General features: G+C 65.5%; 5 protein-coding genes. 1 reads left to right on the top strand and 4 read right to left on the bottom strand.

Annotated features, from left to right (window positions below; translation table 11 throughout):
* The first annotated feature begins 69 nt into the window (after positions 1-69).
* Positions 70-2049 (top strand): DUF1549 and DUF1553 domain-containing protein, encoded by a 1980-nt coding sequence (locus VNH11_25345; protein HVA49717.1) that lies wholly within the window; start codon positions 70-72, stop codon positions 2047-2049.
* Between the two features lie 53 nt (positions 2050-2102).
* On the opposite strand, the gene VNH11_25350 is transcribed toward VNH11_25345, so the two are convergent.
* The 4 genes from VNH11_25350 to VNH11_25365 all read right to left on the bottom strand — a co-directional run.
* Positions 2103-2633 carry a hypothetical protein gene (locus tag VNH11_25350; protein HVA49718.1) on the bottom strand — a complete coding sequence of 177 codons (531 nt, stop codon included), beginning with the start codon at positions 2631-2633 and terminating at the stop codon, positions 2103-2105.
* A gap of 8 nt (positions 2634-2641) precedes the next feature.
* Positions 2642-2878 (bottom strand): hypothetical protein, encoded by a 237-nt coding sequence (locus VNH11_25355; GenBank protein ID HVA49719.1) that lies wholly within the window; start codon positions 2876-2878, stop codon positions 2642-2644.
* A gap of 118 nt (positions 2879-2996) precedes the next feature.
* A complete protein-coding gene (locus VNH11_25360; GenBank protein ID HVA49720.1) occupies positions 2997-4445 on the bottom strand; it encodes a DUF1501 domain-containing protein in 1449 nt (482 codons plus the stop codon).
* 6 nt (positions 4446-4451) lie between these two features.
* Positions 4452-6176 (bottom strand): DUF1549 and DUF1553 domain-containing protein (locus tag VNH11_25365; GenBank protein ID HVA49721.1); only part of this gene is annotated, 1725 nt, incomplete at its 5' end.

Here is a 6176-nt window from a genome sequence, read left to right on the forward strand (position 1 = left end):
ACGACTCGCCATTCGCGACGCGCCGGTTTAGACTGAGGGCGGTTCATCACGCCATGCTTGGAGCCTGCCTTGCGACCGCTTTCGATCGTCCTCGCCGCCGCCCTGCTCATCGGGGGCGCCGGTGACCCGCGCGCCGAAGAGGATGACTACGACCGCAGCCATTGGTCGTTCCAACCGCGAGGCGCGCCGCAACCTCCTAGCTTCACTCAAGCGGCCGACCGCGACTGGCCGCACAACGAGATCGACGCCTTCGTGCTGGCCCGACTGCGAGCGTCGCAGTTGCGGCCTGCCGCCGAAGCCGACCGGCGCACGTTGATTCGCAGGCTCTATTTCGACCTGATCGGACTGCCGCCGACGCCGGACGAAGTCGAGGCATTCGTTCGCGATCCATCCACTCAGGCTTACGAGGCCGTCGTCGACCGGCTGCTGGCCAGCCCGCACTACGGCGAGCGCTGGGGCCGGCACTGGCTCGACGTGGTCCGCTACGCCGAGACCGAAGGCTTCGAGTACGACAACTATCTGCCCGGTGCCTGGCGCTACCGCGATTGGGTCATCGAGTCGCTCAACGCCGACAAGCCCTACGACCGGTTCGTGCTGGAACAAGTGGCGGGCGACGAGTTGGCCTCGGCCGATCGGTCGCTCTCGGTGGCGGCCGGCTTTCATCGGCTGGGACCCGTGCGGCGAAACGCCGGCAATCAGGAAGTCGCCGGCAGCCGCAACGAAGTGCTGACCGAGATGACGAACACAATCGGCTCGGCCTTTCTGGGGCTGACGGTTGGTTGTGCCCGCTGCCACGACCACTTTTTCGACCCGATCCACCAGAAAGACTACTACCGGCTGGAAGCCTTTCTGGCCGCGACCTATGAACATAACCTGCCGCTGGCCAGCGAAAGCGAGCAGGCCGCCTGGAAAAAACGCACCGACAAGCTGAAGGCCGAACTCAAGCAGGTCGAGCAGGAACTGGAGAAAGCAGCGGCCGGCACCAGGCCCGACTTGGAATCGCGGTTGAAAGACCTCGAACGGCAGTTGCCTCCGCCGCTTGACGCGATCTGCACCGTGGCCAACGACGCTGCCCGCCGTACTCCAATTCATCTGCTGGAGCGCGGCAACTGGGACAAGCCGGGCGCGGCGGTGGGGCCGCGCGTGCCGGGCGTGCTTTTGCCCGACGACGCCCCGGAGCTGCCGGCCGATGTGCCCAATCCGCGCACCCGGCTGGCCGAATGGATGATCGACCCCGGCAACCCGTTCACCGGGCGGGTGATCGTCAATCGCGTCTGGCAATATCACTTTGGCCGCGGCATCGTGGCCACGCCCAACGATCTGGGAGTCAACGGCGACAAGCCCAGCCATCCGGAGCTGCTCGACTGGTTGGCCAATCGGTTCATCGCGGACGGTTGGCGGTTGAAGTCGCTGCACCGCCTGATCGTCACCAGCGGCACCTATCGGCAGTCGGCGCGCGCGATCGACGCGGCCGCCAGCGTCAAGGATCCCGAAAACCGGCTGCTGTGGCACTTCCCGCGGCGCCGCCTTCAGGCCGAAGAAATCCGCGACGCCATGCTGGCTGTCGCAGGATGGTTGAACCTGAAGGCCGGCGGACCGAGCGTGATCGTGCCGGTCGAAAGCGATTTGGTGGAGTTGCTTTATGCGCCTTCGCAATGGCAAGTGACGGCCGACCGTGGCGAATACGACCGGCGAAGCATCTACTTGCTGGCCAAGCGCAACCTGCGGCTGCCGTTCATGGAGGTGTTCGACCAGCCCGACCTGCAAATCAGTTGCGCTCGCCGCGAATCGAGCACACATGCGCCGCAGGCCCTGGAGCTGCTCAACGGGCGGCTGTCGAACGAATTGGCCGACGCATTTGCCGAGCGGCTGGCGCGCGAGGCGGCGGGCGATCCGGGCCGCCAGGTGGACTTGGCCTATCGGCTGGTGACCGGCCGGCCGCCCAGCGATCGCGAAGCGGGGCTGGCCGCGGAGTTTCTCTCGCAGCAGCCGCTCGGCGAGTTCGCCCTGGCCATGTTCAACCTGAACGCTTTCCTGTACGTCGACTAGTCTAGACGCAGGGCTGGCTCGACGCGTAGCCACAGTGTCTCTGATGATGCCTCTCAGATCAGGGTCACGTGCTGGCGCTCGATGAGAATTACGCCCTCGCCGAGGGCATCCTCCAGCTCACGTCGAACTGCGCGGAAGTATTCGTCAGAGGCGTGGATTGGGGCGGCATAGACTTCAAACATCGCGTGTTCGTTCTGTTCGCCCGTGCCCACAACGTCCATCGGATCGCGGGCACCCACGCCGCGAATGGGAGAAGGTTCCTGGAGGTGGACGGTTGCACCGACCAGATGCCGAACGAACGTCTTTTCGAGTGTATCCAAATCGTTCAACGATGCGACCATCACCCGTTCAACCTTGCCGGAGGTTGATGCGATGAGCTGCGCAATCGGCACGAGAAGGCGATAGCGGGCAACATCCACGGGCACCACACTGCCGACCTCGGCCTGAATTATCGGGACGAGCGAGTCCTTCGGCACACTCACGGTCTTCTTGCGTGAATCGTCGCGCGCGATGCCCGTCTTGCACTTCAGCAGGCTGACATGTTCTTCAAGTGCCGATAGATCGACGGGCCGACGCGGAGGCATGGGCGCGATCACTTCACGTCGCGGGTGAGCCACTCGAAAGGCACCTTCGCCGCCAGAAGCGCTCTAACTACCTCGGTCCGCACGTTCCACACGTTGATTTCGGACGTCGAAAAAGAGAGCTTCTTGCCTGACGCGATCAGCGCGCTGTACGCCTGCCGCCTCGCTTCATCGGACGGAAAACGAATAACCTCAAAGTAGTTTCGCTCGGTGTCTACCTCGGCAGGCACTGGCTGCGCGCTACTCATCGGAGATCGTTCCATCAGGGAGAAAACGGATACGCAAATGCAGGATAACAGAAACGTTCTTCCTGTCAATCAAAGACGGCAGCCGGCAACGCGGGAGTCGATACTCTTTGTCAGACGATCATGCCAGAATCCCCTCGACAACATGGGCCTGCTCGACGCCGGTCAGCCGCTCCTTCAGGCCGTTGTCGAGCACATACAGTCGTTCGTGATCGAGGCCGAGTAGATGGAGAAGGGTGGCGTGCCAGTCGGGCACGCTCACGCGATCTTCGACGGCCGCGAGTCCCAGCTCGTCGGTGGCGCCGTAGGTCGTGCCGCCTTTGATGCCCGCCCCGGCGAGCCAGGCGCAGAAGGCGTTTTTGTTGTGATCGCGGCCGGCCTTGCGTTCGTCTTTGTCGGCCGGCAGTTGGGCGATCGGCAGGCGGCCAAACTCGCCGCCCCAGACCACCAGCGTGCCGTCGAGCAAGCCGCGCTGGCGAAGGTCGCGCAGCAGGGCCGCGATCGGCTGATCGGTGCGCTGGCAGGCGGTCTTCAGCCCGTCGGCCAGCGCGGTGTGATTGTCCCAGATCTGGCCGTTGATGTAGAGCTGCACGAAACGCACGCCGCGCTCCACCAGCCGCCGGGCAAAAAGGCAGCGGCGACCGTAGGAATCGGTCGGCTCGCGGCCCACGCCGTACATGTCAAGCGTGGCGGGCGTTTCGCGCGCCAGGTCGAGCGCGTCGCTGGCGGCCAACTGCATCCGCGCGGCCAGCTCGTAACTGGCGATACGGGCCTCGATAATCGGCTGCCCGGGCCGCTCGCTCAGGTGCATCCGGTCGAGCCGGTCGCGCAGCACGCGCTCGGTCTCGACGACGCCGGCCGGCCGATCGACCTCGGGCCGCAGGTTCAACAGCGGCGAACCGGTCGAGCGGAACCGCGTCCCCTGAAACACCGGCGGCAAGAACCCGGCCTGCCAGTTTTCGACGCCGTTGATCGGCAGACCGAGCGGATCGTCGAGCACCACATACGCCGGCAAGTCCTGGCATTCACTTCCCAGGCCGTAGACCACCCACGAGCCGAGCGTCGGCCGGCCCGGCGACATCTTGCCGTTTTGAATCAGATAGATGGCCGGCTCGTGCGTGAGGTTCGTCGTGTACATCGAGCGAATGAGCGCGATGTCGTCGACTTGCCCGGCAAGCTGTGGCAGGGCGTCGGAGACCCACATGCCGCACTGCCCGTGCCGGGCGAACTTGAACGGGCTGCGCATCAGCGCGCCGGCGCTGGCGGGGTTTTCGACTTCGCCGGCGATCTTGTTGAAATAGGCCTCGCCGTGGTGCTGGTCGAGGGCCGGTTTCGGATCGAAAAGGTCCATCTGACTTGGACCGCCGTTCATAAACAGGTGGATAACCGACCTGGCCTTCGGCTCGAAGTTCGGCGGGCGGGGCTTGAGATCGGCGTGCGGCGCCTCGATGTCGGCGGCCATCAGCCGCCCGCCGCCCGCCTCTTCGCCGGCCAGATAGGCCAGCGCCGCGCCGAATATGCCTCCGGAAACTCGCTGGAAAAGATCGCGGCGGTTCAATGACAGCTTCATGGTTAGTCAATCCACATAAAGGAAAGCGGCCGAGTTGAGGACGGCGTGGCAGACGGCCGTCAGCGCCTTGTGCCGAGCAGCCACCGCATCGGGTGTGCCGGCCGCCGCGAGCTGTTTCTCCCACTGCGCTGCGAGCTGGTCGAGGGCATCGAGCGCCAGCCGCCGCTGATCGTCGTTCGCCGGGCGGCCAAGCGCGATGAGATACAGCCGTTCGATCTGTCTGCTTACATCAGGCCCAACTTCGCGCTCGATGCGGGCGGCAAACTGCTCGGCCAGATCGAAGACCATGCCGTTGTTCATCAGGTGCAACGCCTGCGGCGCGACCATCGATTCCCGCCGTTCGAGGCAGTTGGGACTCATCTGCGGGTAATCGAAGGCGTCGAGATGCGTGGGGAGCGTCTTGCGCAACTGCTGCACGTAGACCAGCCGCCGCCAGCCGCGCGGCGTGGCGACGGGCGTCACCAGCCCGTCCGGCCGCGATTGCACGGCGTCGGCCGGACCAAAGGGCGCCTCGTCGAGCCGACCGGCCACGAGCAGCATCGAGTCGTAGAGCGCTTCGGCGTCGAGCCGCACGAGCGGCATGCGAGAGAAGAGCGCGCTCGCGGCATCGTTTTGCACATGCTGGGCCGTCACGGCCGACGATTGCCGATAGGCGGCGCTGGTCATCATCAGCCGGTGCATCGCCTTCATGCTCCAGCCCTGCCGCACGAACTCGCGGGCCAGCCAGTCGAGCAGCTCGGGGTGCGTCGGCGGCGTGCCGGCCTTGCCGAAATTGCCCAGCGTCTTCACGATGCCGCCGCCGAAGTGGTGCTTCCAAATCCGATTCACGGCCACACGGGCGGTGAGCGGATGGTCGGGCTGAGTGAGCCAACGCGCGAAGGCCAAACGCCTGCCCGTCTGCCGCGCTCCGGGCCAGGGCGGCTCGACGACGAACGGCGTGCGGCCGTCGGTCAGCACCGAGGGGACGCCCGGCCCGACGAGCGGACCGAGGTTCGTCGGCTCGCCGCGGCGATAGGTATAGGTGAGCGATGGTTCGCCGCGGTCCCAGAGGGCGCGGACTTGCGGCTCGGGCCGGCGACGGGCTTCGATCGCTTTCAGCTCGTTCTCCGTTACGGAGCGTGCCTTCGCCGCGGCCAGCTCCGCGTCGATCGCGGTCTCGTGGTCCTCCCAGGCGCGGCGCTCGGCCGTGGTGACAAACGGAAGCTGCCGGAGGCCGGCGACGTCTTGACTCAGCGGGGCGCCGGACCGAATGTCGGGCTTGAGCCAGTTGTATTCGTCGAACGCGCCCTTGAAGACCGCGGCCAGCCGATAATAGTCGCGCTGCGGAATGGGGTCGAACTTGTGGCTATGGCAGCGAGCGCACTTCAACGTCAGCCCCATCACTGCCGAGCCGAGCACGTCGATCTCGTCGGCGATCACTTCGACGCGGTCCGAAAGATAGCCCGTGATGTTCGCCCAAGTGACATCCGACGCCATCCGCAGAAAACCGGTCGCCACCAGGTTGTCGTAAATCTCCGGCGTGATTTCGCCGCGTTCATAGTCGGCCAGTTCATCGCCAGCGAGCTGCTCCAGCAGGAAACGGTCGTAGGGCTTGTCGTCGTTGAACGCGCGGACCACGTAGTCGCGATATCGCCAGGCATGCGGACGCGGCAGGTCTTGCTCGCGCTTGCCCTCCGAGTCGGCGTAACCGGCGGCGTCGAGCCAATAGCGGCCCCAGCGCTCGCCGTAGCG

It is taken from the genome of Pirellulales bacterium, from assembly GCA_035533075.1.
Lineage (GTDB): Bacteria > Planctomycetota > Planctomycetia > Pirellulales > JAICIG01 > DASSFG01.